Consider the following 23,512-nt stretch of genomic DNA (forward strand, 5'->3'; position numbering starts at 1 on the left):
GTGCGCGTGGCACCCCGGTGGCCATCCGATGATCCTCAGGGTGCACGACGGCAAGGTGGTGTGGACGTGTTCCACGGTGGGCACGGTGGCGTGTTGCCTCGGCGACCTGTGCTCGGGCAGCCCTGCGACATCGTCCTGACTTCGTCACGACTGCGAGGTCGACGGCCGCTCGAGACCGCGCACAACGCGGGATGACCGTGCGCCCGCGCGCACCGCGGGATGACCGTGCGCTCCGCGCGCACCGCGGGATCCGCGCGCACCGCGGGATGACCGTGACGTCGCCCAGAGGGCGCGATGACCGCCTCGCGGTCATCCCGCCCTGCGTAGCACCTGGCGTCGTAGAGGCCCTGACCAGATCCGGGCCATGCGCTCGTTCGCTTCGGCGCACCGTCGCGCGTAGCCAACCGGTGGATCTTCGAAGCCGTCCGGCAGCCCTTCGACCTCCCAGGCCCGCCACTGTGCGGCACCCTCACCCCACAAGTGAGCCATGCGACGGCGGCCCGGAGGTGTCCAACGCCACCACCAACGGGGTACTCCGGGACCACCGATCACCGGCTCACCAGCTCGCGACATCCCGTGATCTTCCCGCCGAAGGCGTCTGATGTCGACGCCTGCCGATCATGCGGCCATCGCCATGACCGTGAAGTCGGGCCGCCCCGGGTGGGCCGCGGCCTGGCTCCAGCCGTGCTGCTCCCGTGGCCGGGGTCCGCCCGTCGACGCGCGTACCCGGTGTGGGCCGCCGGGCGGCGCAGGGATCCACGCCGCGCGGCACCAGCTGGGGCAGCGCGGCGGGCTCCGAAGACCGAAGTGTCACCACCACGAGGTCTGGAAGTGTCACCAACGGCTTGATGCAGAAGTGTCACCGATGTCCTGGGACACGACAGTGCGATGCCGCGGCCTTGACCCGCCCTTCGAACTCGTGTTCGACTGACGACCGTGCGGTGGTCAGGTCAGCAGCTCGACGGGACGGGCGCGTCCACGCCCGCGCTACCGGGCATGGCGTCGGTGCGCGGGTTCCTGCGCACGGTCACCACCCCGGAGTTCGCCGGCGTGCGGTTCCACGAGGTCACCGCGAAGACCGTGCTGAACCGGGTGCCGGCGGACTCCGCGATGCCCTTCCGGTGGACCGTGAACCCGTACCGGGGCTGCACGCACGCATGCGTCTACTGCTACGCCCGCAACACCCACACCTACCTCGACCTGGACACCGGCGAGGGTTTCGACCGCGACGTCGTCGTCAAGGTCAACGCGGGGGAGGCGTTGCGGCGCGACCTGTCCCGGCCGTCCTGGCGCGGTGAGCACGTCGCCCTCGGCACGAACACCGACCCCTACCAGCGCGCCGAGGGCCGGTACCGCCTCATGCCGGAGATCATCGGCGCCCTCGTCGAGACGCGCACGGAGTTCAGCGTCCTGACGAAGGGGACACTGCTGCGCCGCGACCTGCCGCTGCTCGTCGACGCGGCCTCGCGGGTGCGGCTGGGGCTGGGCGTCTCCCTGGCGGTGTACGACGACGAGCTGCAGCAGGCGCTCGAACCCGGAACGCCCAGCGCGGCCGCCCGGCTGGCGCTCGTCCGGGCCGTGCGGGACGCCGACCTGCCGTGCGGGGTGATGCTCGCGCCCGTCCTGCCCTGGCTCACCGACTCCGTGCCCGCGCTCGACGACGCGCTCGCGCGGCTGGCCGCAGCCGGCGCGACCGGTGTCACGGTGCTGCCCCTGCACCTGCGTCCGGGGGCCAAGGACTGGTTCGCGCAGTGGCTGCACCGGCACCGGCCCGACCTCGTCACCCGGTACGCCGATCTCTACGGTCGCGGTGCCTACGTCCCGGCCGCCTACCGGGAGTTCCTCGCCGACCGGGTGGCGCCGCTGCTGCGCCGGCACGGGCTCGCGCCCGCCGGCAGCGGCGCCGTCGTGCGCGGTCAGGAGGGGGAGTTCCCCCTCGGGTCGCTGCCCGTCCCCGCCCCGGTGTCCCCCCTGGTGGAGCAACCCGCGCTGTTCGAGGCTTGACTTCTCCGAGGCGCTGTGGTGCAAGGGGTTCGGGGGGCGAATCACCCGTCTGGCCCGCCCCGGGACCGTTCAGGCCGACGGTGTCCGGGCCGATGCAGTAGGGGACAGCACCGGGCGGCGGATCGACCGCGGTCCGCGCCCTCACAACCGGAAGGAATGACGTGACCAACGTCGACGCCACCCTCAAGGCCTGCCTCGAGATCGACGGCGCCACCGCCGCCGCGCTGGTCGACTACGAGTCGGGCATGTCGCTCGGCCAGGCCGGTGGCGGCGCCATCGACCTCGACGTCGCCGCCGCCGGCAACACCGACGTCGTCCGCGCCAAGCTCCGCACGATGCAGCGCCTCGGCCTCAACGAGCAGATCGAGGACATCCTCATCACGCTCGGCACCCAGATCCACCTGATCCGCCTCATCCAGTCGCAGTCCGGCCAGGGCCTGTTCCTCTACCTGGTCCTCAAGAAGGACTCCTCGAACCTCGCCATGGCCCGTCGCCAGCTGACGATCCTCGAGCGCGACCTGGCCATCTGAGCCTGTCCACCCAGCACGACCCAGCTCGATCCAGCACGACCTGAACAGCACCGCCGGTCCACCCCACCCCCAGGAGTCCCGTGAGCACCCCAGTCCGCAAAGTCGTCGTCACCGGACCCTTCGGGGCGGGCAAGACGACCTTCGCCACGACCGTCACCCAGGGCCTGGGGGGCGGGACGCTGACGACCACCGAGACCGGGGTCAGCGACGAGACCGCCGCGCTGAAGTCGTCCACGACCGTCGCGCTCGACCACACGAGCTTCGTCGTGCCGCCCGGACCCGGCAGCGCCTGGGCGCCCACCCGCGTCAACCTGTTCGGAACCCCCGGGCAGGAGCGCTTCGCCTTCATGTGGGAACTGCTGGCGCAGAACATGCACGGCTACCTCGTGCTCGTCGACGCCAGCCGCTCGGTGAGCATCGCGCAGGCGGCGGACATCGTCTCCGCCTTCGCGCGGATCGCCCCGCACAGCCCGCGCCTGGTCGCGGTCAGCCGCTGGGCCGACCCCGCCGGCACCTGCACCCAGCTCGCCCACCTGCTGGGCACCACGCCCTCGGCCCTGGTCCCGTGCGACCCCCGCGACCTCGCCCAGAGCACCGCCGTCCTGCGCCTCCTGCTCGACGGAGTCCACACGCTCGAGAACCTGGGCGCCCCCGTCGTCCCCGTGGGAGCAGACGCATGATCGTGAAACAGCACGCCCTGCGCGTGAGCGGCGCCCTCAAGCGCGACATCGACGGCCTGCGGCGGGTGCTCATCGCCCGCACCGACGGCCTCGCCTTCCACGACGACGGTCCCGACTCCGACCACGAGTCGGCGGCCGCGATCGTGGCGACCGTGCTCGGGATCGCCCAGCGCGCCGCGGCGTCCAACGCGCTGGGCGCCTTCGTGCAGACCACCGTCAAGGGCACCGACGGCTGCCTCGTCGTCTACGGGATCAACGCCGGCCACGTCCTGGCCGTCGTCACCGACCCCTCCGTCAACCTCGTGCTCCTCGACCGGCTCGCGCTGCGGCTCGTCGCCGACCTCGCGGGCGCCGAGACCGGCGCGCCCGCCCGCATCGGCTGACCCGCGGCCGACCTCCCGCCGGAGCCCGGGGGAGTCCGGTCCGGGAGTCCGTAGGATCGTCCGTGCGCACCACCGCGCACTGACGATCGAGAGGACAACCCCGTGCTCCGCACCCACGAGGCCGGCAGCCTGCGCGCCGGTCACGCCGGACAGACCGTGTCGCTCACCGGATGGGTGGCACGTCGTCGGGACCACGGGGGAGTGGCCTTCCTCGACCTGCGCGACGCCTCGGGCGTCGTGCAGGTCGTCGCCCGCGACGAGATCCTCGACGCCGGCGGCGCGCACGACCTGCGCAACGAGTACTGCGTCCGCATCACCGGCGACGTCCGGCTGCGTCCGGACGGCAACGAGAACGCGGCGATCCCGACCGGCGCCGTCGAGGTCGACACCACGGCCCTCGAGGTCCTGTCCGAGGCCGCGCCGCTGCCCTTCCAGGTCGACGACCACCTCACCGTCGGTGAGGAGGCGCGCCTGAAGTACCGCTACCTCGACCTGCGCCGGAGCGGCCCGGCCCAGGCCATCCGCCTGCGCTCGGCCGCCAACCGCGCCGCGCGCGAGGTCCTCGAGCAGCACGCCTTCACCGAGGTCGAGACCCCGACCCTGACGCGCTCCACCCCCGAGGGCGCCCGCGACTTCCTCGTCCCGGCGCGCCTGGCCCCCGGCTCCTGGTACGCGCTGCCGCAGAGCCCGCAGCTGTTCAAGCAGCTGCTCATGGTCGGCGGTGTCGAGCGCTACTACCAGCTCGCCCGCTGCTACCGCGACGAGGACTTCCGCGCCGACCGCCAGCCGGAGTTCACCCAGCTCGACATCGAGATGAGCTTCGTCGAGCAGGACGACGTCATCGCCCTCGGCGAGCAGATCGTGGCGGCGCTGTGGAAGCTCGTCGGGTACGACGTGCCGCTGCCGCTGCCGCGGATGACGTACGAGGAGGCCATGCGCCGCTACGGGTCCGACAAGCCCGACCTGCGGTTCGGCGTCGAACTCGTGGAGTGCACCGAGTTCTTCGCCGACACGAGCTTCCGCGTGTTCCAGTCGCCCTACGTCGGCGCCGTCGTCATGCCGGGTGGGGCCTCCCAGCCGCGCAAGGTCCTCGACGCGTGGCAGGAGTGGGCCAAGCAGCGCGGTGCGCGGGGCCTGGCCTACATCCTCGTCGGCGAGGACGGGGAACTGTCCGGTCCCGTCGCGAAGAACCTGTCCGACACCGAGAAGGCCGGCATCGCCGCCCACGTCGGGGCGGCCCCCGGCGACTGCATCTTCTTCGCCGCCGGCGCCGTGAACTCCTCCCGCGCGCTGCTGGGCGCGGCGCGCGGTGAGATCGCCCGCCGCACCGGCGCGATCGACGAGGACGCCTGGTCTTTCCTGTGGGTCGTCGACGCGCCCATGTTCAAGTCCGCGGCCGAGGACGACGACGTGTCGATCGGCGGCGGCGCCTGGAACGCCGTGCACCACGCGTTCACGGCGCCCAAGCCGGAGGTCGTCGACACGTTCGACACCGACCCCGGCTCGGCCCTGTCCAACGCCTACGACATCGTCTGCAACGGCAACGAGATCGGCGGCGGTTCCATCCGCATCCACCGCCGGGACGTGCAGGAGCGCGTCTTCGCCGTCATGGGGATCTCGCCGCAGGACGCCCGCGAGAAGTTCGGGTTCCTGCTCGACGCGTTCTCCTTCGGCGCCCCGCCGCACGGCGGGATCGCGTTCGGCTGGGACCGGGTCGTCGCGCTGCTCGCGGGGGCCGACTCCATCCGCGAGGTCATCGCGTTCCCCAAGTCCGGCGGTGGGTACGACCCGCTGACGGCGGCGCCCGCGCCCATCACCGCGCAGCAGCGCAAGGAGGCCGGCGTCGACGCCACGCCCGAGGCGCCGAAGGCCGCCGCGGCCGGGGAGAACCCGCAGGGGTGATCCGCTTCGCGGCCCTGTGCGCCGTCGCCTTCGCGGCCCTCGCGGTGGCGGTGACGACGGGGGCGGTCCCGGGCGACGCGTCCGTGTCCGCCGCCGCCGTGGAGTCCGCGCAGGCGAGTTCGGTGACGACCCGGGTCGCCCAGGTGGTGGAGGCGGTCACCCAGCCCGTGTGGGTGTACCTCGCCGGGCTCGTGGGCGTCGTCCTGGCCCACCGCGCCGGACGGCGGCGGCAGGCGCTCGCGGCCCTCGTCGCCGGGGCCACGGCCTCGGTGGCCTCGCCCGTGCTCAAGGCCCTGCTCGACCGCGGGCGGCCCGCCCTGGAGGCGGGGCTGACGACGGCCGGCGGGGGGTCGTTCCCCTCGGGGCACGCCCTGGCGTCGGCGACGGTCGTCCTCGCGGCCGTCCTGCTGCTCGCCCCGCCCGAGCGGCGGGGCGTCGTCGCGGTGCTCGGGGCGACCGTGCTGGTCGTGGTCTCGATCGACCGCATCTGGCTCGGCGCGCACTGGCCGACCGACGTCCTGGGCTCGTGGCTGCTCGCCGGTGCCCTCGTCGGGGCGGCCGCCGGGTGGGCCCGCCGTTCACAGCAGCAGGCTCACGGTGGTCGTGCGCCGCGCGGAGCCGGTCTCCCACACGGCCGGTAGGGCCGCGGGCGAGACGACGGCCGGGACGACGGCCTGCCGGGCCCCCGTGGGCACCGTCGGCGCCTCGCTGGTCGTGGTCGGGGCTGCGGAGGCCGCGGTCGCTCCGAGCGTGCCGGCGGCGCCCAGGCCGGCGATGAGGCCCGCGGCGAGCAACCGCCCGTGCAGTCCGTGCGAGCTGCGGGGACGGGAAGGTCGTGTCGTCATGACAGCGACTGTGGCTCGGCGGACTGTCCGGTTCCGGTGCGCTCCCTGTGCGGCCGGCAGGAGCACGGGAACGGCCCCCGGCGACGTGCGGCGGGGGCCGTTCGCGGGGGGCGTCCCCTCAGGTGGTGGACGCGGTGGACGCCTCGGTCAGGCCGCCGGTGAGGTCGTACAGCGTCGTGCCGTCCACGGTCGTGGCCGTGAAGTTCTCCTCGACCCAGGCGGCGATCTGCGCGGCTGCGTCGCTGCCCCCGGTGCGTGTGGAGGCCATCGACCGGCTGGCCACGTAGTAGTGGACGTCACCGGCGGCCACGTACGCCTGGAACTGCTCCAGCGTCGGCGCCGGGTCCGTCCCGTTGAAACCCCCGACGGCCATGACGGGTTCCTGCGTGGCGAGCTGGTACCCGGCGGCGTTGTTGGATCCGGTCGTGGCCGCGACCCAGCGGTACCGCCCGGCGTCGGTCGCCAGGAGCGAGGTCAGCGCGGCGCCGGGCGTGGTGGCGCCCAGCAGACCGCCGCCTCCACCCCGACCCCCGGCGGAACCGCCCGCGGACCCGCCGGCGCGACCGGTCCGGGCCCCGCCGGTGCCGAACGGGTTCTGCGGCCCTGACGCGAACCCCGTCCCCGGTGCCGTCCCACCCCCGGGCGTGCGGCCCTGCGTGAACATCGAGGAGAACTGCCCCCCACCGGGGCCACCGCGTCCGCCGCCCATGGCGAAGGCCCCCGAGGCGCTCGGGCCGGCCGAGACGATCGCACCGGTGTGCGGGGTCGCGGCGGTCTGCACGGAGTAGGAGACCGGGCCCGCCAGGACGGCGACGGCCGCGGCGACGGCCCCGGCCCCGCGCAACCGCCGCGCGGTGGTCCCCCCGCGCACGAACGCCGCCGCGGCCAGCGCGGCCGTCCCCACGACGCCGGTGACGAGGACCACCCACCGCAGCCACGGCAGGAACTCCGCGCTGCGGCCGAGCAGGACGAACGCCCACCCCGCGGTGACCGCGACGACCACCGCGAGGACGGGCAACGCCCACCGGGAGGACCGGCGACGCCACAGGTCCGTGGTGCCGAGCGCCACGAGGGCGGCGACGGCCGGGGCCAGCGCGACCGTGTAGTACGGGTGGATGATCCCGGACATGAAGCTGAAGGCGACGAAGGTGACCACGAGCCACCCGCTCCACGCGAGGTAGGCGGCGCGGCGGGTGTCGGTGCGGGCGGACCGGCGGGTGAGGACGAACCCGACCGCGGCGAGCGCGAACGCCGCCGGCAGCAACCACGAGATGTTCCCGCCGAACTCGCTGTCGAACATCCGGGCGATGCCCGTCTCGCCCCAGCCGTTCCCGGCGCCCACGCTGCCGGTCTCGTCCCCCGTGAGCCGGCCGAACCCGTTGTAGCCGAACGTGAGGGACAGGAAGGAGTCGTCCTGCGAACCCCCGACGTAGGGCCGCCACGAGGACGGCACGAGTTCGACGACCGCGACCCACCACCCGGCAGACAGCAGCAGCGCCGCGGCGGCGCGGAGCAGGTGGAGGACCCGGCGGCCCACCGGGTGCGGGGCGGCCCACAGGTAGGTCAGCCCGAGCCCGGGCAGGACGAGGAACACCTGCAACTGCTTGGCGAGGAAACCCAGTCCGACGAACACCCCGGCCCAGACGAGGAACCGCGCCCGGCCGGTGTCGACGGCCTTCAGGACGCCCCAGGTGGCCGCCACCATGAGGAGCACCAGCAGTGCGTCGGGGTTGTTGAAGCGGAACATCAGGGTCGCGACGGGGGTGGTGGCCAGGAGGAACCCCGCGATCAGGCCGGTCGCGGGGGAGGTCCGCCGCCGGACGGTCGCGTGCAGCAGACCCACGGCCGCGACGCCCTCCAGCGCCTGCGGCACGAGGACGGACCAGGACGACAACCCGAACAGCCGGACCGACAACCCGGTGATCCACAGGGCCGCCGGTGGTTTGTCGACGGTGATGGCGTTCGAGGCGTCGGAGGAACCGAAGAACCACGCCTCCCAGGACCGGGAACCCGCCTGCGCGGCGGCCGCGTAGAACGGGTTCGCCCACCCGGAGGCGGACAGCCCGACGAGGTACAGGACGGCGGTCGCCGCGAGCAGACCGAGCAGGGTGGGCCGCACCCACCGGGGGTCCTGCTCCCGCCCGCGCCAGGTGGTGCGGGCCAGGCGCCGGACGCGGTCCGGGGTCGCGCTGCCGGTGCTGCGGGCCCAGCCGAGGGCGTCGGAGGTGGTGCTCACGCCTGCGCCTCCCCGGCGGTCGTGCCGGTGTCACCGGGGCGGTGGTGCCGGCGGGTGCGGAACACCCAGGAACGCAGCAGCAGGAACCGCACGACGGTGGCCACGAGGTTCGCCGCGGTCAGCACGCCGAGTTCGAGGGCCTGGTGGGCGTCGGGCCGGGCGGCGTGCAGGGCCAGCAGGCTCCCGGAGGTGATGCCCCAGCCGAGCAGGAACACCAGCAGACCCTGCGCCTGGTGCCGGGCCGCCCCCTGGGACCCGCGGACGCCGAACGTCAGCCGGCGGTTCAGCGCCGTGTTGCCCACGGCGGTCACGAGGAGGGCCAGGAAGTTCGCGACCTGCGCCCCCACGACGGTCTGGAACGCGAGGTACAGCAGCGCGTACGCGAGCGTGCTGGCCACTCCGACGCCGACGAACCGGGTGAGCTGGCCGGCCAGGGAGGTGGGGACCCCCGCCACCTGCGCCGGCTGCGGGCCGCGGCCCAGGCTCGCCCGGACCTCCTTCAGCGGCAACCGTCCCGAACCGATCGCGGCCGCCAGCCGGCGGATGCCGCGCAGGTCGGCCAGCGCGGTCGCGACGATGTCGACGGTGCTGTCGGGGTCGTCGACCCAGTCGACGGGGATCTCCTGGATCCGCAGGCCCGCGCGCTCGGCCAGGACGAGGACCTCGGTGTCGAAGAACCAGCCGGTGTCCTCCACCAGGGGCAGGAGCTGGGCGGCGACGTCGGCGCGGATGGCCTTGAACCCGCACTGGGCGTCGGTGAACCGGACGCGCAACGTGCCGTGCAGCAGGAGGTTGTAGCAGCGCGAGACGACCTCGCGCTTGGCGCCGCGCACGACGTGCGCACCGCGCGCCAGCCGCGAGCCGATGGCCAGGTCGGAGTGCCCGGACAGCAACCCCGCGACGAGCGGCAGCAGGGCGGCCAGGTCGGTCGACAGGTCGACGTCCATGTAGGCCAGGACCTGGGCGTCCGAGGCGGACCAGACCTGCTTGAGGGCCCGGCCGCGACCCTTCTCCTCCAGCCGCACGTGCCGGACGTCGGGCAGTTCGGCGGCCAGGGCCGCGGCGACCTGCGGGGTGGCGTCGGTGCTGGCGTTGTCGGCGACGGTGATGCGGGTGCGGAACGGGAAACCCGCCACGTGCGCGTGCAACCGGCGCACGCAGGGTTCGAGGTCGACCTGCTCGTTGTAGACCGGGACCACGACGTCCAGGACGGGGGTCGTGGTGGAGGACGTCCAGGCGTCGGCGGCCGGTCGTGGGGCCGGCGGCCGCACCGGGCTGACACCCGTGGAGCCGGAGGTGGTCGCTGTCATGGGACCACCGTCGGTGGCCGACCTCGACCGGGGGTGAGGTGGCGCTGTGGTGGCACTGTGAGACAGGGCGTGTCAGGTCGTCGGCAGGGTGACGCGGAAGGCCGTGCGCCCGGGGCGGCTGTCGACGGTCACCGTGCCGTGGTGCGAGGCCACGACCGCCTGGACGATGGCCAGCCCGAGGCCCGTGCTGCCCGCGGCGCGCGAACGGGAGGAGTCGCCCCGCGCGAAGCGCTCGAAGACGTCGGGCAGCAGGTCGGCGGGGATGCCCGGCCCGTCGTCCACGACGTCGACGTGGGTGCGCCCGCCGTCGGGCACGATCCCGACCGTCACCGTCGTGCCGGGCGGGGTGTGGGCGCGGGCGTTGGCGAGCAGGTTGGTCAGGACCTGGTGCAGCCGACCGGGGTCGCCGACGACCTCGACGGCCTCCTCGGGCAGGTCCAGGCGCCAGGTGTGGTCGCGGCCGGCGACCTGGGCGTCGCTCACGGCGTCCAGGACGGTCATCGTCAGGTCGACGGGTTCGCGGTCCAGGGGCCGGCCGGAGTCGAGACGGGCCAGGAGCAGGAGGTCCTCGACGAGGCCGGTCATGCGCACCGCCTCGGACTCCACGCGGCTCAGGGCGTGCCGGACGTCGGCCGGCACCTCGTCGCCGCTGCGGCGGGTGAGTTCGGCGTAACCCCGGATGGCGGCCAGTGGGGTGCGCAGCTCGTGCGAGGCGTCCGCGACGAACTGGCGGACGCGCTGCTCGGAGGCGTGCCGTGCCTCCAGCGCCGACCCCACGTTGTCGAGCATGCGGTTGAGCGCGGCGCCCACCTTGCCGACCTCGGTGGCCTCGTCGGTGTCCGGCACGCGCAGCGACAGGTCGACCTCGCCGCGGTCCAGCTCGAGCTCGGAGACGCGGCCGGCGGTCGTCGCGACCCGTTGCAGCGGAACGAGGTCACGACGGACGAGGAACGACCCGGCGACCGCGGCGAGGGCGACGCCACCGAGGACCGCCGCGGCCTCGACGCCGACGACCGTGAGCAGCGTGCGGTTCACGTCGGCGAGCGGGACGCCGGAGACCTGGACCTCCCCGGACCCGGTGACGCGCGCCGAGACGAGGTACTGGCCCAGACCCGGCAGGTCCCGACGGTGCGTGCCACCGGGGAACACCGTCGAGAGCTCCGCCGTCTGCGCGGTCGTGAGGGTGACGATGCACGGCGACCCGAGGTCGGACCGGCTCGCGTCGAGCACGCCCGACCGGGCCTGGAGCTGCCCGTCGAGGAAGACGGCGTTCAGCGAACCGTCCACCTGCCCCGGACCGCCGAAGTCCGAGCCGCCGCCGCAGGCGTTCGCCTCCGAACCGGGAGGGGGCCGGTACCCGTCCCCGTCCCGGTCGCCACCGGTGAAGCGTGTGCTCAACCGGCCCGTCTGGTCCAACCGGGCCTCGGCCTGGTTCATGAGCGACAGGTAGAGCGCCACCGTGGTCACGACCCCGATGACGAGGGCGACGGCGACGAGGAGGGCGCTGGTGGTCAGGACCAGCCGGCTGCGCAGCGACCGGCCGCGCAGGCGGGAGGAGGGGACCACCGGTCGTTCAGCTCCTCAGGGGTTCTCAGCTGGCCGCGGCGACGACGCCGTCGGCCGGCTTGAGGACGTAGCCCGCCCCGCGGACGGTGTGGATCATGGGGTTGCGGCCGGCGTCGATCTTGCGGCGCAGGTAGGAGATGTAGAGCTCGACGATGTTGGCCTGGCCGCCGAAGTCGTAGTTCCACACGCGGTCCAGGATCTGGGCCTTGGACAGCACGCGGCGCGGGTTGCGCATGAGGTAGCGCAGGAGTTCGAACTCCGTCGCGGTGAGGCGGATCTCCTCGCCGGCACGCGTCACCTCGTGGCTGTCCTCGTCGAGGACCAGGTCGCCGACGGACAGGACGGGTTCGGCCTTGGCGGCCGCGAGGCCGGAGCGGCGCAGCAGGCTGCGCAGCCGGGCCACGACCTCCTCGAGGCTGAACGGCTTGGTGACGTAGTCGTCCCCGCCGGCGGTCAGCCCGTTCACGCGGTCCTCGACGGCGTCCTTGGCCGTCAGGAAGAGGACGGGGACGTCGGTGGCGTCGGCGCGCAGGCGGCGCAGGACCTCGAGGCCGTCGATGTCCGGCAGCATGATGTCGAGGATCACGGCGTCGGGACGGAAGGAGCGGGCGGCGCGGACCGCGTCCAGGCCGTTGGCGGCCGTCTGCACCTCCCAGCCCTCGTAGCGCAGGGTCATGCTCAGCAGCTCGGACAGCGTCGACTCGTCGTCGACGACGAGCACGCGCAGGGCCGTGCCGTCGGGGCGGGTGAGGTCCGAGCGCCGGTTGGTGGTCGCGGTCATGACTCCATCGTCGGACCTGACCCTGCCAGATGTCCTGGGAAACCCTGAGTTCAACCTGTGTGTCCTCGCTGGAGCGGACCATCGGGCGCCCAGTGGTACCTGGTCCCTCACCAGCGCTCATAGGTGATGATGATGGCCCTGGGTGCCGAAAAGCCGGTGGGGGTCACGACGCAGTCAGCTGACCGTCGGGCAGCGGCCGCACCAGGTCCAGCACCCGCTGCACGGCGGGCCGCGCGGTCGAGGTCGAGCACGGCACCCCCGCCCGGGCGCACAGCGCCCGCAGCTCCTCCACGAAGCGCAGCGCGGTGCTGTCCAGCGCCGTCACCGCCCGCACGTCCAGGTGCGCCCGCCGCGGACCTGCCGCCAGCGTCCTCCGCACGGTCGCCAGGGCGGAGGTGAGGTCGTCGGCCAGCGCCAGGTCGACGTCCCCGGACAGGACGACCTCGAGCCGGTCGTCCCCGAGCCGGACGGTGACGCCGGCCCCGGCGGCGTGACGCTCGACCTCCTCGGGCCACGGGCAGGAGGTCCCGGGGAGCTCGGCGCCGTGCCGCTCGCGGGCCGGGGCGGCGGGGACCCGCGTGACGGTCACGGTGGGGTGCTCGGGGAACGTGGTGCGTGTCGGCTGCGTCGTGTGGTCCACGTGGTCACGGTCGGTGCCGTCCGTGGGTGCGACCGCAGACGCAGCTGTGAGGGGACTGCGGACCCGGCCGCGACACGGTGGGGGTCGTGTCGGCGGGAGCACGTACGGTGCCGTCGTGGCCGACCTGTTCACCTCCGCCGAGTCCACCGCCGACGGGCCCGGCACGGGCGACCGGCGGCCCTCCGTCCTGGCCGGTGCGCCCCTCGCCGTCCGCATGCGGCCGCGCTCGGTCGACGAGGTCGTCGGGCAGCAGCACCTGCTCGGCCCGGGCTCCCCGTTGCGGCGGCTCGCCACCGACGGCGACCTCGGCCGCGCCGGCCCGGCCTCCGTCATCCTGTGGGGCCCGCCGGGCACGGGGAAGACGACGCTGGCCACCGTCATCGCCTCCTCCGGTGGCCGGAAGTTCGCGGAGCTGTCGGCCGTGACGGCGGGGGTCAAGGACGTCCGGACGGTCGTGGAGGCCGCGCGCACCGACCGCGACCTGTACGGCCGGCAGACCGTGCTCTTCCTCGACGAGATCCACCGCTTCACCAAGGCCCAGCAGGACGCCCTCCTGCCGGGGGTGGAGAACCGCTGGGTCGTCCTCGTGGCGGCCACCACCGAGAACCCCAACTTCTCCGTCGTCACCCCGCTGCTGTCCCGCTCGCTGCTGCTGACGCTGCAACCCCTGACGGCCGACGACGTGCGCGGACTCGTGCGCCGGGCCCTGGAGGACCCGAGGGGACTCGCGGGGGAGGTCCGCGTCGAGGACGACGCCCTCGAGCACCTCGTGCGGGTCGCCGACGGGGACGCCCGCCGCGCCCTGACGGCGCTGGAGGCCGCCGCGGGGGCCGCCCTCGACGGTGCCGGTGAGGGTGCCGGCGACGGTGGCGAGGCGGTGGTGACCCTCGCGGACGCCGAACGGGCCCTGGACCGCGCAGCCGTGCGGTACGACCGGCAGGGCGACCAGCACTACGACGTGGCCAGCGCGTTCATCAAGTCCATGCGCGGCTCCGACGTCGACGCCGCCCTGCACTACCTGGCGCGCATGATCGAGGCGGGGGAGGACCCGCGCTTCATCGCGCGCCGCATCGTCATCTCCGCCAGCGAGGACGTGGGGATGGCCGACCCCTCCGCGCTGCAGACCGCCGTGGCCGCGCTGCACGCCGTCGCCCAGATCGGGATGCCGGAGGCCCGGATCGTCCTGGCCCAGGCCGTCGTCCACAACGCGACCGCGCCCAAGTCCAACGCGGCCTACAACGGCGTCAACGCCGCCATCGCCGACGTCCGCGCCGGCCTCGGTGGGCCCGTCCCGCCGCACCTCCGCGACGCCCACTACTCCGGCGCCGGCAAGCTCGGGCACGGCAAGGGGTACGTCTACACGCACGACGTGCCGGCCGGCGTCGCCGAGCAGCAGTACGCACCGGACGCGCTGGTCGGGAAGGACTACTACGTCCCCACCGACCGCGGGTTCGAGGCGGCGGTGCGGGAACGACTGGCGCGACTGCGCCGGATCACCCGAGGGCGAGGGGGGACGGCGTGAACGTCACCGGACTGCTGCGGGCGGGGTTGCGGGTGCTGGTCCGCGAGCTGGAACGTCGGAGCGCGGCCCCGCGCACCGTCCCGCCGACACCGGAGCACGCCACCGACCGTCCCCGGCCCCGCCGCGGACGCGGAGCCCGCGAGGCCCGGCCCGACCGTGTCCGGCTGGAGTACGCACCGCGGGCCGACGGCCGGCCCGACCCCGGCGAGGTCGTGTGGGCGTGGGTGCCGTTCGAGGAGGACGACGGCCGCGGCAAGGACCGTCCCGTCCTCGTCGTCGGCCGCGACGGGGACCAGCTCGTCGGCTTCATGATGACGAGCAAGGACCACGTCCACGGCGGTGGCGGTGGCGGTGGCGCCGACGGGGGGGTGTGGCTCGACGTCGGCACGGGAGCGTGGGACCGGCAGCGACGGCCCAGCGAGGTGCGCCTGGACCGCGTGCTGCGCGTGGCCCCCCGCGACGTGCGTCGCGAGGGTGCCGCCCTGGACCGCGCCCGGTTCGAGGAGGTCGCCGAGAGGGCCCGTCGCCTGCACGGTTGGTGACCCACGTCACCGGCGACGCCGCGGGCCGCGGTGCGCCGGGTGCGCCGGTGCCGGCCGGGCGGCGACGTCCGGGTCCAGGGGTGGCACGGGGAAGGTGGCCGGCTCGTCCCGGGCGAGCGTGAACTCCCGGCCGTGGTGGCGGGCGTGGACGGGACCGCCGTCCACGAGGCGGTAGGTGGCCTGTGCGCCGCGCACGGACACCTCGACGCACGAGCCCCGGTGCCGCGTGCGGAAGCGCAGCCCCCGCAGCCCGTCCGGCAGCCGCGGCGCGAAGGACAGCTCCCCACCGGCGTCGCGCATCCCGCCGTACCCGGCCACGAGCGCCAGCCAGGCCCCGCCCAGGGAGGCGATGTGCAGCCCGTCGGCGGTCTTGCCGCGCAGGTCGTGCAGGTCGACGAAGGCGGCCTCGTGCGCGTACGCGGCGGCCAGGTCCAGGTGCCCGACCTCGGCGGCCACGACGGCCTGCACGGCCGCCGACAGCGAGGAGTCCCGCACGGTGACGCCCTCGGCGTGCTCGAAGGCGTCCCGCTTCTCCTGCCACGTGAACGCCTCGGGCCTCAGGTACAGGGCCAGGACGAGGTCGGCCTGCTTCACGACCTGCCGTCGGTAGAGGCTGAAGTAGGGGAAGGAGTCGGCCAGCGGGTACTGGTCGGGCCGGGTGCCCTCGAAGTCCCACCGCTTGCGCTGGGTCGCCCCCTCGTCCTGGGCCGGCACCCCGGTCACGGGGTCGCGCGGCAGGTGGACGGCGTCGGCGAGCCGGGCGAACTGCGCCAGTTCGGCGTCGTCGACCCCGAGGGCCTCGGCCTGCGCCGGGAACTGCTTCGTCAGCTCCACCGCGGCCCGCAGGTTCGCCTGCGCCATGAGGTTCGTGTAGGCGTTGTCGTCGACCAGGGCGCTGTACTCGTCCGGGCCGGTCACCCCGTCGACGTGGAAGCGGCCCTCGGCGTCCTCGCGCCCCAGCACGACCCACGTCCTCGCCGTCTCGACGACGAGGTCGACGAGGGCCTCGCGGGCCAGCTCCTCGTCGCCGGTGGCGTGCAGGTGGCGCACGGCGGCGTCGGCGATGTCGGCCCCCAGGTGCACGGCGGCGGTCCCCGCCGGCCAGTACCCCGAGCTCTCCCGTCCGCTGATCGTCCGCCAGGGGAAGCTGGCGCCGGCCAGGCCGAGCTCCCGGGCGCGTCCGCGGGCGGCGGGCAGCATCCGGTGGCGCCACCGCAGCGCCTCGGCGGCCGCCTGCGGCCAGACGTGGTTGAGCACCGGGAGCACGAACACCTCGGTGTCCCAGAACGTGTGGCCGTCGTACCCGGTGCCCGTCAGGCCCTTGGCGGGGATGCCCCGGTCGGTGCCCTGGGCGGCCGCCTGGAAGACGTGGAAGAGCGCGAACCGCACGGCCTGCTGCAGGTCCTCGTCACCGTCCACCTCCACGTCGGCGTGGTCCCAGAACTCGTCGAGGACCGCCCGCTGCTCCCGGCACAGGCCGTCCCAGCCCACGCGGACCCCGTCGGCCAGCAGCCCGGCCAGCCGTTCGTCGAGGTCGTCCCGCTCGGACTCCGGCGCCCACCCGAGGGAGACGACCTTGCGCAGCCGCAGCATCTCCCCGGCGTCCAGCCGGGTGCGGACCACCGTCACCACCCGGTCGCTCAGGGCGTGGCTGCGCACGTCGGCCGCGGCGGGGGCCAGCACGTCGTGCTCGACGTGCGCGGCGACGGCCAGCCCGGACCCGTCGGTGCGCTGGCGCAGCCGCCCGCCGCGGTGCCCGGCCGACGCGACCGCCTCGTGCAGGTCCTCGCTGGCCAGGACGGCCGACCGCACCTCCACGTCCACCGGGGACCCGTCGGCGCGCACGCTGTACTCCAGGGCCACCAGCCCCGGACGGTCCAGCGGGACGAGCCGCTGCGAGCCCACCACGACGCCGTGCCCACCCGGGGACGTCCAGCGCAGGTGCCGGTGCAGCGTCCCGCTGCGCAGGTCCAGCACCCGCTCGTGCTCGATCAGCTCACCGGTGCGCACGTCCAGCGGCTCGCCGTCGACTAGCAGCTCGACCCGCGTCGGGTCCAGCACCGGCACGAGACGTTCCTGAACCGTCGGGTACCCGTAGCTGTACTCGGGGTAGGTGAGGGGCCACAGCTCGAAGGCTCCGCTGAGGTACGTCCCGCGGGTCCCGGCCGGGTCGCCCTCCTCGAGCGAGCCCCGCACGCCGCAGCGGCCGTTGGACAGGGCGAACAGCGACTCCACCTGGGCCAGCCGGTCCAGGTCCAGCGGACCCTCGCGGACCGCCCAGGCGTGCGGGGCCGCCAGGCCCGGTCCGGTGTCGTCGGGTCGTTCGTCCGCGGTCGGCACGGGTAGGTCCTCACTGGTCGGGGACGGGCTCCGGGAGGGGCCGGGACGGTCATCGGAACAGCCCTGGCCGGCGACCGCACCTCCGAACCCGCCCGCACGGGCCCGAGGGGCCGGACGGGTAGGGTCGAGGGCTGAACGGCACGGCACCACCCCCCACGCACCACCCAGAGCAGGAGGCATCAGGAGATGCAGACGGCAGAGATCCGTCGCCGGTGGCTCGACTTCTTCGAGCGCAAGGGCCACACCGTCGTCCCGAGCGCCTCGCTGGTCTCGACCGACCCCAGCCTCATGTTCACCGTGGCCGGGATGGTGCCCTTCATCCCCTACCTCACCGCCCAGGTGCCCGCCCCCTACAAGCGGGCCACCAGCGTGCAGAAGTGCCTGCGCACCCTCGACATCGAGGAGGTCGGCAAGACCACGCGCCACGGCACGTTCTTCCAGATGAACGGCAACTTCTCCTTCGGCGACTACTTCAAGCGCGAGGCCATCACCTTCGCCTGGGAGCTGCTGACGACGCCCGAGGCCGACGGCGGCCTCGGGTTCGACCCCGAGCGCCTGTGGACGACCGTCTACCTCGACGACGACGAGGCCTTCCAGCTCTGGCGCGAGATCGGCATGCCCGCCGAGCGCATCCAGCGCCGCGGCAAGAAGGACAACTACTGGAACACCGGTCAGCCCGGACCCGGTGGCCCCTGCTCGGAGATCTACTTCGACCGCGGCCCCGAGTACGGCGCCGAGGGTGGCCCGGAGGCCGACGAGGACCGCTACATCGAGATCTGGAACCTCGTCTTCATGCAGTACCAGCTCTCCGCGGTGCGCTCGAAGACGGACTTCGACGTCGCCGGTGAGCTGCCCGCCAAGAACATCGACACCGGCATGGGTCTGGAGCGCGTCGCGTTCCTCAAGCAGGGCGTCGACAACATGTACGAGATCGACGAGGTCCGGCCCGTGCTGGACTACGCGGCGCTCGCGGCCGAGAAGGACTACGGCGCGAACCACGACGACGACGTCCGCATGCGCGTCGTGGCCGACCACGTCCGCAGCGCGCTCATGCTCATCGGCGACGGCGTCACCCCGGGCAACGAGGGCGCCGGGTACGTCCTGCGCCGCCTCATCCGCCGCGCCGTCCGCGCGATGCGCCTGCTCGGCTTCGAGGACGAGGCGCTGCCGATCCTGCTGCCCGCCTCGATGGAGGTCATGAGCGCCTCCTACCCCGAGCTGCGCACCGACTTCGACCGCATCGCGAAGGTCGCCTACGCCGAGGAGCAGGCGTTCCGCCGCACCCTCGTCTCGGGCACCGCGATCTTCGAGACCGCTGTGGCGCAGACGAAGTCGGCCGGTGGCGCGACCCTGTCGGGTGAGCGCGCGTTCGCGCTGCACGACACGTACGGGTTCCCGATCGACCTCACCCTGGAGATGGCGGCCGAGGCCGGCGTCTCCGTCGACGAGGCCGGGTTCCGCACGCTGATGGCCGAGCAGGTGGGCCGCGCGAAGGCGGACGCGAAGGCCAAGAAGACCGGCGGGATCGACCTGACGGTCTACCGCTCGACGCTGGAGAGCCTGCCCGCGCCCGTCACGTTCACCGGGTACGAGGTGGCCTCCGGCGAGGCGCGCGTCGCCGTCGTCCTGCAGGGCGGGGTGAGCACGCCGTCCGCCCCGGTCGGCACCGACGTCGAGGTCGTCCTGGACCGCACGCCGTTCTACGCCGAGGGCGGTGGGCAGCTCGCCGACCACGGCACCCTGACCACCTCCGGCGGCGCCGTCGTCACGGTGACCGACGTGCAGCAGCCCGTCCGCGGGCTGTACGTGCACAAGGGGTCGGTGACGAGCGGCGAGCTCGTCGCGGGCGACGCCGTGCACGCCGTCGTGGACGCCGCGCGCCGGCGCTCCATCAGCCGCGCCCACACCGCGACGCACCTGGTGCACCAGGTCCTGCGCGAGCACCTCGGCGACACCGCCACCCAGGCCGGGTCGCAGAACGCCCCGGGCCGGCTGCGGTTCGACTACTCCTCGACGACCCAGGTCGCCGGGCAGGTCGTCCGCGACATCGAGGGCGTCGTCAACGAGCGCATCCACGACGACCTGCCCGTGGCGGCCGAGGTCATGGACCGCGAGGCGGCCCTGAACTCCGGCGCGATGGCGCTGTTCGGGGAGAAGTACGGCGACCGCGTGCGCGTCGTCTCCATCGGCGAGGACTGGTCCAAGGAGCTGTGCGGGGGCACGCACACGCTGACGTCCCAGCAGGTCGGGCTCGTCTCGATCCTGTCGGAGAGCTCCATCGGCTCCGGCGCCCGCCGCATCGAGGCGCTCGTGGGCGCGGACGCGTTCGACTTCCTGACGCGCGAGCACCTGCTCGTCAACCAGCTCACCGACGTCGTCAAGGCGCGCCCGGAGGAGCTGCCCGACCGGATCGGCTCCCTCCTGACCCGTCTGTCGGACGCCGAGAAGGAGATCGCCAAGCTGCGCGGGGGGCAGGTCCTCGCCCTCGCACCGACGATCGCCGCGAACCCGACCGACAAGTTCGGCGTCCAGGTCGTGACCCACGACGCCGGCGCCGCGGCGGCCGACGACGTGCGCACGCTCGTGCTCGACGTCCGCTCGCGCCTCGGTGACGAGAAGCCCGTCGTCGTCGCCATCACCGGCGTGGCCAAGGACCGGCCCGTGGTCGTCGTGGCCACCAACGCCGAGGCGCGCCGCTGGGGCGTCAAGGCCGGTGAACTGGTCCGCACGGCGGCCCAGACGCTCGGCGGGGGCGGCGGCGGCAAGGACGACCTCGCCCAGGGCGGCGGCCAGGACGTCTCCAAGGTCGGCGAGGCCCTCGCCGCGATCAGCGACTTCGTCGGCGCCCGGGTCACGGGATCGGTGTGAGGGCTGCCGTCTCGTGTGACCACCGGGTGGTGACCTCGCGGTGAGACCGGGCGTACGACTCGCCGTCGACGTCGGCAGCGTCCGCGTCGGCCTGGCGGCGTGCGACCCTGCAGGCGTGATCGCCTCACCGCTGCGGACGCTCGTCCGCGACGCCGAGCACGACGCCGACGTGGCCGAGGTCGCCGCCGAGGCGCGCGCGCGCGGTGCCGTGGAGGTCGTCGTCGGGTGGCCGCTGTCCCTCGACGGATCCGAGGGCCCGGCAGCCTTGCGCGCGGTGGAGTACGCCGACAAGATCAGGCGGTCCGTCCCCGGCGTCACCGTCCGGCTCGTCGACGAGCGGCTCAGCACCGTCGACGCGCACCGGGCGCTGCACGCGGCCGGGAAGAAGGAGAGGCAGTTCCGGGCGGTCGTCGACCAGGCGGCCGCCGTGGTCCTGCTGCAGGCAGCGCTCGACGCCGAGCGTGCAGGACACACGCCCGGACGGGTGGTGGAGGGACCGAAGGCACGCCGCAAACCGCGGCACCGCGGGCAGGGTGGGGCACGGACGCCGGACCCCGGCGCCACGGAGGACGAGGGCTGATGATGGACCTGATGGATCTTCCCGGCACGCACAACGGGGAGCCGGGCCGGCGGCGCGGTCTGCGCCGTCGTCGTGCGCTCGTCGCCATCGTGGCCGCGCTCGCCGTCATCGGCGGTGGCACGTGGGCGGCCTGGGGCACGCTGGGGCCCGTGGTCGCCCGGTTCACCGAGAGCGACGACTACGAGGGGACCGGGACGGGGGCGGTCGACGTCCGCATCGCCTCCGGCGACAGCGGCCGGACGATCGGGGCCAACCTGGCCGAGGCCGGCGTGGTCAAGTCCAGCAGCGCCTTCGTCGCCGCGTCCAGGGCGCAGCCGAAGATGGCCGGCATCCAGCCCGGCACGTACCGCCTCAAGGAGCACATGTCGGCCGCCGCCGCGGTCTCGCTCCTCCTGGACCCCGCCGCGAAGGTCACCACCCGGCTCACCGTGCCCGAGGGCCTCACCGTCAAGCAGGTCCTCGCGCTCGTGGAGAAGACCGTCGGGCTCCCCGCGGCCGACCTGGAGAAGGCGCTGGCCGACCCGGTCGCCCTCGGGCTGCCCGCCGCGGCGAACGGCAACGCCGAGGGCTACCTCTTCCCGGCCACCTACTCCGTGAACCCCGGCGAGAGCGCCGCGGACGTCCTCAAGGCGATGGTCACGCAGGCGAACGCGGAGCTGACGAACCTCGGCGTGCCGCCCGAGCGGATGCACGACGTGGTCGTCGAGGCGAGCATCGCCCAGAAGGAGGCGCGCAGCGCCGAGGACATGGCGAAGGTGACGCGCGTCCTGGACAACCGGATCGCGATCGGGATGCCCCTGCAGCTGGACTCGACGGTCAGCTACGCCGTCGGCGCGACGGGGAAGGTCACGACGACGGCCGCCCAGCGGGCGACCGACTCGCCGTACAACACCTACCTGCACCCGGGCCTGCCGGCCGGTCCCATCAGCAACCCCGGCGCGGACGCGCTGCGTGCTGCGCTCAGCCCCGCCGACGGCACGTGGCTGTACTTCGTCACGGTGGACCTGCAGACGGGGGAGACGCGCTTCGCCACGACCATCGCGGAGCACAACGCCAACGTGGCGCTCTTCCAGCAGTACCTGAAGGACCACCCGGAGCAGTGAGGGCAGCGGTCTGCGGGTCGCCCATCGCGCACTCGCTCTCCCCGGCGCTGCACCGCGCCGCGTACGAGGCGCTCGGGCTGACCGGCTGGAGCTACGACCTCCTGGAGGTCGACGAGGAGCGGCTGCCGGCCGTCATCGGGTCGCTCGACGCCTCCTGGGCCGGGCTGAGCCTGACGATGCCGCTCAAGCAGGCCGTCGTCCCGCTCGTCGACGAGGTCAGCGACTTCGCGCGCGCCGTCGGGTCGGTCAACACCGTCGTCGTCACCCCGCGGCAGGACCGGCGGAACACGCCGGGGCGGCGCGGGGTGCGGTTGCGCGCCGAGAACACCGACGTGATGGGGCTCGTCACCGCCCTGGCCGAGGCCGGGGCTGAGCGGGTCACCCGCGGGGTCGTGCTGGGCGGGGGAGCGACGGCGAGGTCGGCCGTCGTCGCCCTGCTCCAGGCCGGCTGCCCCCGGCCCGTCGCCGTCGTCCGGTCCCCGGACCGAGCCGCCGAACTGCGCGGGGTCGCCGCGCGCCTCGGTGGGGAGGTCGAGATCCGCGACTGGTCCGAGCTCGCGGTGGCGCTGACGGCCGAGGTGGTCGTGTCCACCGTGCCCATCGGCGGGTCGCAGGCCATGACCGACGGGTTGCTGGACGCGTTCCGGCCGGTGTGGTGGCCGCTGCTGCTCGACGTCGTCTACGCGCCGTGGCCGACGCCGCTGGCCCAGCGCTGGGGCGGGCCCGTCGTGGGCGGCTTCGAGATGCTCCTGCACCAGGCCGTCGCCCAGGTCGAGCTCATGACCGGGCGCGAGGGTCCCGTCGAGGCCATGCGGGCGGCCGGGCTCGCCGCGCTGGCCGACCGCGCCCGGGCCTGATCAGCCCTCAGCCCGCGGTGAAGGCGGCCTTCGCGAGGTCCAGGGTGAACGTGACGTCCGGGGTGTCGTCGACCGTGCCGTAGTCGCTGTCGTCGGACGGGCGGGTCACCTGCGCGGTGATCTTCGCCGGTCCGGCCCCGAAGGCGCTGTCGCGGGGGAAGGCCTCCCAGTCCTCGACCGTCCCGCCCGGCCGGACCTCCTGCGCGCTCGGCTGGTCGCGCGTGCAGTGGGCGCTGCTGGCTCCCGCGCCGGCGCCGGAGAGGCGCATGGAGGCGCTCTGCCACTTCGTCAGGTCCACCGGCCCCGGGCACGCCCACGTCACCGTCTGGCGGGAAAGGTTGGTCCAGGTGAGGTGGACCCGGACCTCGTCCTGACCGACCTCGGCCCGCGTCGCGGTCAGGGACCACTGCTCGGACGGTTCCTGCGTGAGCTGCGCCGCGGGGGCGCTCCCGTCCAGCTGGTACGTGCCCACGGCCGGGAGGTTCTTGGACGCGGCGTCGATCGCGCGCGCGTCCTTGGCCGAGCCGACGAGGAGGGTCGCGATGTAGACGAGGACGCCCACGGCGCCGATCCCCACGACCGCGGCCACCCAGCCGAGCCAGCTGCCGGGGGTGCGGGAGGGGGAGGTGGGGGTCAGCAGGTCCTGGTCGGTCACGGGCCCAGTGTCCGTCGTCCCCCTGGGAGATCACCCGCGGGGCCCGCGACGGCGCACCACCCGATCGGGTCAAGGCCGTGATCGCCCGCCTCAAGCGCCCCCGGGGCCCGGCCGATGAGCACTGGAGAGCGTCGGCAGACGGCTGTTCGCTCTGTCGTGCTCGAGGTC

Annotated in this window: 20 protein-coding genes; 12 read left to right on the forward strand and 8 right to left on the reverse strand. The window is 74.1% G+C overall.

What is annotated here, in order from left to right:
- The first annotated feature begins 936 nt into the window (after window positions 1-936).
- The 6 genes from AB1207_RS18015 (at window position 937) to AB1207_RS18040 (ending at window position 6,140) form a co-directional block, all read left to right on the forward strand.
- On the forward strand, window positions 937-2,004 hold the full coding sequence (locus tag AB1207_RS18015) for an Rv2578c family radical SAM protein (RefSeq protein ID WP_367639794.1): 1,068 nt from the start codon (window positions 937-939) through the stop codon (window positions 2,002-2,004).
- Between the two features lie 161 nt (window positions 2,005-2,165).
- Window positions 2,166-2,534, forward strand: coding sequence for a hypothetical protein (locus AB1207_RS18020; protein ID WP_367639795.1), 369 nt, complete (start codon window positions 2,166-2,168; stop codon window positions 2,532-2,534).
- A gap of 80 nt (window positions 2,535-2,614) precedes the next feature.
- A complete protein-coding gene (locus AB1207_RS18025; protein WP_367639796.1) occupies window positions 2,615-3,214 on the forward strand; it encodes a GTP-binding protein in 600 nt (199 codons plus the stop codon).
- Window positions 3,211-3,597 (forward strand): roadblock/LC7 domain-containing protein, encoded by a 387-nt coding sequence (locus AB1207_RS18030; RefSeq protein WP_367639797.1) that lies wholly within the window; start codon window positions 3,211-3,213, stop codon window positions 3,595-3,597. Before AB1207_RS18025 ends, AB1207_RS18030 begins: the two co-directional genes overlap by 4 nt.
- A 102-nt stretch (window positions 3,598-3,699) precedes the next feature.
- The gene (gene aspS / locus AB1207_RS18035) at window positions 3,700-5,499 is read left to right on the forward strand and encodes an aspartate--tRNA ligase (protein WP_367639798.1); all 1,800 of its coding nucleotides are present in this window, start codon (window positions 3,700-3,702) and stop codon (window positions 5,497-5,499) included.
- Window positions 5,496-6,140: a phosphatase PAP2 family protein gene (locus AB1207_RS18040; protein ID WP_367639799.1), complete on the forward strand. Its 645-nt coding sequence runs from the start codon at window positions 5,496-5,498 to the stop codon at window positions 6,138-6,140. The genes aspS and AB1207_RS18040 overlap by 4 nt, the downstream gene beginning before the upstream one ends.
- On the opposite strand, the gene AB1207_RS18045 is transcribed toward AB1207_RS18040, so the two are convergent.
- The 6 genes from AB1207_RS18045 to AB1207_RS18070 all read right to left on the reverse strand — a co-directional run bounded on the left by AB1207_RS18045 (window position 6,078) and on the right by AB1207_RS18070 (window position 12,877).
- A complete protein-coding gene (locus AB1207_RS18045; protein WP_367639800.1) occupies window positions 6,078-6,344 on the reverse strand; it encodes a hypothetical protein in 267 nt (88 codons plus the stop codon). The two genes, AB1207_RS18040 and AB1207_RS18045, sit on opposite strands and share 63 nt — an antisense overlap.
- Window positions 6,345-6,462: 118 nt before the next feature.
- Window positions 6,463-8,580 carry an ArnT family glycosyltransferase gene (locus AB1207_RS18050; protein ID WP_367639801.1) on the reverse strand — a complete coding sequence of 706 codons (2,118 nt, stop codon included), beginning with the start codon at window positions 8,578-8,580 and terminating at the stop codon, window positions 6,463-6,465.
- Entirely contained in the window at window positions 8,577-9,890 is a 1,314-nt protein-coding gene (locus AB1207_RS18055; RefSeq protein ID WP_367639802.1) for a bifunctional glycosyltransferase family 2/GtrA family protein, read from the reverse strand. Before AB1207_RS18055 ends, AB1207_RS18050 begins: the two co-directional genes overlap by 4 nt.
- Before the next feature lie 72 nt (window positions 9,891-9,962).
- Window positions 9,963-11,456, reverse strand: a complete 1,494-nt coding sequence (locus AB1207_RS18060) for a sensor histidine kinase (RefSeq protein ID WP_367639803.1) — start codon at window positions 11,454-11,456, stop codon at window positions 9,963-9,965.
- A 25-nt stretch (window positions 11,457-11,481) separates the two neighbouring features.
- Window positions 11,482-12,237, reverse strand: coding sequence for a response regulator transcription factor (locus tag AB1207_RS18065; RefSeq protein WP_367639804.1), 756 nt, complete (start codon window positions 12,235-12,237; stop codon window positions 11,482-11,484).
- A gap of 163 nt (window positions 12,238-12,400) precedes the next feature.
- Window positions 12,401-12,877, reverse strand: coding sequence for an STAS domain-containing protein (locus AB1207_RS18070; RefSeq protein ID WP_367639805.1), 477 nt, complete (start codon window positions 12,875-12,877; stop codon window positions 12,401-12,403).
- Window positions 12,878-12,992: 115 nt separating this feature from the next.
- Here AB1207_RS18070 and AB1207_RS18075 point away from each other — a divergent pair, with 115 nt between their 5' ends.
- On the forward strand, window positions 12,993-14,399 hold the full coding sequence (locus AB1207_RS18075; protein ID WP_437178975.1) for a replication-associated recombination protein A: 1,407 nt from the start codon (window positions 12,993-12,995) through the stop codon (window positions 14,397-14,399).
- Window positions 14,396-14,941, forward strand: coding sequence for a type II toxin-antitoxin system PemK/MazF family toxin (locus tag AB1207_RS18080; RefSeq protein WP_367639806.1), 546 nt, complete (start codon window positions 14,396-14,398; stop codon window positions 14,939-14,941). The genes AB1207_RS18075 and AB1207_RS18080 overlap by 4 nt, the downstream gene beginning before the upstream one ends.
- A gap of 6 nt (window positions 14,942-14,947) precedes the next feature.
- Here AB1207_RS18080 and AB1207_RS18085 read toward each other — a convergent pair whose 3' ends face one another.
- Complete coding sequence (locus tag AB1207_RS18085) at window positions 14,948-17,281, reverse strand: glycoside hydrolase family 65 protein (RefSeq protein WP_367639807.1); 2,334 nt, start codon at window positions 17,279-17,281, stop codon at window positions 14,948-14,950.
- Window positions 17,282-17,467: 186 nt separating this feature from the next.
- On the opposite strand from AB1207_RS18085, the gene alaS reads away from it, so the two are divergent.
- From alaS to AB1207_RS18105, 4 genes are read left to right on the forward strand one after another with little or no spacing between them, the layout of a single operon-like run.
- Window positions 17,468-20,149, forward strand: coding sequence for an alanine--tRNA ligase (gene alaS / locus AB1207_RS18090; protein ID WP_367639808.1), 2,682 nt, complete (start codon window positions 17,468-17,470; stop codon window positions 20,147-20,149).
- A gap of 40 nt (window positions 20,150-20,189) precedes the next feature.
- On the forward strand, window positions 20,190-20,729 hold the full coding sequence (ruvX, locus tag AB1207_RS18095; RefSeq protein ID WP_367639810.1) for a Holliday junction resolvase RuvX: 540 nt from the start codon (window positions 20,190-20,192) through the stop codon (window positions 20,727-20,729).
- Window positions 20,730-20,740: 11 nt separating this feature from the next.
- The gene (gene mltG, locus AB1207_RS18100; protein ID WP_367639811.1) at window positions 20,741-21,832 is read left to right on the forward strand and encodes an endolytic transglycosylase MltG; all 1,092 of its coding nucleotides are present in this window, start codon (window positions 20,741-20,743) and stop codon (window positions 21,830-21,832) included.
- Complete coding sequence (locus tag AB1207_RS18105) at window positions 21,829-22,689, forward strand: shikimate dehydrogenase (RefSeq protein WP_367639812.1); 861 nt, start codon at window positions 21,829-21,831, stop codon at window positions 22,687-22,689. Before mltG ends, AB1207_RS18105 begins: the two co-directional genes overlap by 4 nt.
- A 7-nt stretch (window positions 22,690-22,696) precedes the next feature.
- On the opposite strand, the gene AB1207_RS18110 is transcribed toward AB1207_RS18105, so the two are convergent.
- Window positions 22,697-23,344, reverse strand: coding sequence for a hypothetical protein (locus tag AB1207_RS18110; RefSeq protein ID WP_367639813.1), 648 nt, complete (start codon window positions 23,342-23,344; stop codon window positions 22,697-22,699).
- Window positions 23,345-23,512: the final 168 nt, after the last annotated feature.

Origin of the sequence: Kineococcus endophyticus (assembly GCF_040796495.1) — a bacterium.
Lineage (GTDB): Bacteria > Actinomycetota > Actinomycetes > Actinomycetales > Kineococcaceae > Kineococcus > Kineococcus endophyticus.

What these genes read in the sequence shown, in the direction of transcription:
- AB1207_RS18030 (WP_367639797.1), top strand. Translation starts at nt 3,211, where the DNA reads ATGATCGTGAAACAGCACGCCCTGCGCGTGAGCGGCGCCCTCAAGCGC.
- alaS (WP_367639808.1), top strand. Translation starts at nt 17,468, where the DNA reads ATGCAGACGGCAGAGATCCGTCGCCGGTGGCTCGACTTCTTCGAGCGC.
- mltG (WP_367639811.1), top strand. Translation starts at nt 20,741, where the DNA reads ATGGATCTTCCCGGCACGCACAACGGGGAGCCGGGCCGGCGGCGCGGT.
- AB1207_RS18065 (WP_367639804.1), bottom strand. Translation starts at nt 12,237, where the DNA reads ATGACCGCGACCACCAACCGGCGCTCGGACCTCACCCGCCCCGACGGC.
- AB1207_RS18055 (WP_367639802.1), bottom strand. Translation starts at nt 9,890, where the DNA reads ATGACAGCGACCACCTCCGGCTCCACGGGTGTCAGCCCGGTGCGGCCG.
- AB1207_RS18045 (WP_367639800.1), bottom strand. Translation starts at nt 6,344, where the DNA reads ATGACGACACGACCTTCCCGTCCCCGCAGCTCGCACGGACTGCACGGG.